At 52.7% G+C, this 2,093-nt stretch carries 1 protein-coding gene; it reads left to right on the top strand.

The features are described 5' to 3' along the window. The coding region (locus H583_RS32970) for a condensation domain-containing protein (RefSeq protein ID WP_036709711.1) at positions 1 to 2,093 on the top strand (2,093 nt) is incomplete at both ends.

Genomic DNA, 2,093 nt, shown 5'->3' with positions numbered 1-2,093 from the left:
GTATCAGGGGAATTGTGTCTGGGCGGGGACAGCCTGGCGCGGGGGTATCTGAACCGTCCGGAGCTGACCGCGGAGAAATTTGTAGAGAACCCGTTCATACCGGGAGAACGGATGTACCGGACGGGCGATTTGGCCCGTTGGACAGAGGACGGCACGATTGAATATAAGGGGAGAATTGACGAGCAGGTAAAAGTTCGCGGTTACCGGATCGAGCCTGGAGAAATCGCACAGAAATTGCTGCAACAGCCCGAGGTGAAGGATGCGTACGTAATGGCACATAAAGAGAAAGGAGAAGCGGGAGGGGATGTTTATTTATGTGCCTATTACGTTAGTACCCCCTCCGTGGCGCCGCACGAGTTGAAAAAACGGCTTAATGTTGCTCTTCCTATCTATATGGTGCCTTCGTTCATAATCCAACTGGAGGAGCTGCCATTAAATGCGAGCGGGAAGGTTGACCGGAGACTGTTGCCGGAGCCGGACTGGAAGCGGGTAGACGGGTGTTCGTATGTGGCCCCGAAGAGTGAACTGGAAGCGTCGCTCATTACCCTTTGGGAGGATGTACTAGGGGTAGAGGGACTGGGAACGGAGGATGACTTCTTCGAACGGGGGGGGCATTCGCTGAAGGCGACCATGCTCATTTCGCGTATTCATACTCAATTTGGCATCGAAGTTCCGCTGCGGGAAGTGTTCCGTTATCCAACCGTCCGAGAAATGGCGGGCATCCTTTCGGGGATGGAGCACACAGTCTATGAAGCCATTGTGCCCGCCGGTCAAAGGGCGTTCTATCCGGCATCCTCGGCGCAGAAGCGGCTGTATGTGATCAGTCAGTTTGAAGGGGCAGAAGTCAGCTATAACATTCCACAAATGCTGGAAGTAAAAGGCCCGCTGGATCATCAGCGTCTGGAACGGGCGCTTCAGCAACTGGTCAAGCGGCATGAGAGTTTGCGTACCTCCTTTGAAATGGTGGAAGGTGAACTGGTGCAGCGGGTGCATGACTCCGGAGAATTGAGCAGCAGACTTGGCTTGAACCGAATAGCTGTAAACGGGGAGGAAGCGGAAGTCAGAGTGAGGGAGTTCATTCAGCCCTTCAAGCTAAATGAAGCACCGTTATTGCGGACGGAACTGATGCAACTCGGGGAGGAGCGTCACCTGCTGCTGCTGGATATGCATCATATGATTTCCGATGCCGTATCGATGAATGTATTTCTGAACGAGTGGATGAGCTTGTACGAAGGCATGATCCTGCCAAAACAGGAGATTCAGTACAAGGATTACTCTGTATGGCAGCAAGAGCAGCCCCAGAAGCAGCGTTATCAGGAGCAAGAGGCGTATTGGCTGGAGACGTTGTCCGGAGAGCTGCCGGTTCTGGCGCTGGCGACAGACAAGATGAGGCCAATGGTTCAGCGTTTTGAGGGTGGGCGTCTCGCTTTTGACATCAGTCCGGAACTGACTGGGAAGCTGCGGGAAATAAGCGCGAAGCAGGGAAGTACGCTCTATACGACATTGCTGGCTGCGTACAACGTGCTGTTGCATAAATACACAGGACAGGAGGATATCATTGTCGGTACCCCGGTTGCCGGAAGAACGCGGGCAGAGCTAGAGCGGGTGATCGGCATGTTTGTGAATACGCTGGCTATTCGGAGCTACCCCGAGGGGAGCAAGTCGTTTGCGGCCTTTTTGGGGGAAGTCAAGCAAAACGTTCTAGCGGCGCAGGAAAATCAGGAGTATCCGTTTGATGAACTGATAGAGAAGTTGGAACTGCGAAGAGACTTAAGCCGCAATCCCCTGTTTGATACGATGTTTGCATTGCAAAAACCCGATTTAGATGCGACTGCAGCAGGTGAACTGATATTCAACTTTCAACCCATGGAATATCAGGTGGCGAAGGTTGATCTTACCTTGCAAGCGTTCGAACTGGAGCAGACTTTGCATTTTGATTTGGAGTATAGCAACAGCATCTTCGAAGCGGACACGATACTCCGAATTTGCGGCCATTATATCAGCCTTCTAACTGCCATCGCAGAGAACGATGAGATTGCCCTGGCGGATATCGATGTTGTAACCGCACAGGAGAGAGAGCAGCTGCTGTACGG

The organism is Paenibacillus pinihumi DSM 23905 = JCM 16419, from assembly GCF_000422505.1.
GTDB lineage: Bacteria > Bacillota > Bacilli > Paenibacillales > Paenibacillaceae > Paenibacillus_D > Paenibacillus_D pinihumi.
Note: the sequence above shows the minus strand (reverse complement) of the source record. Positions and strands in the feature narration are given on the sequence as shown.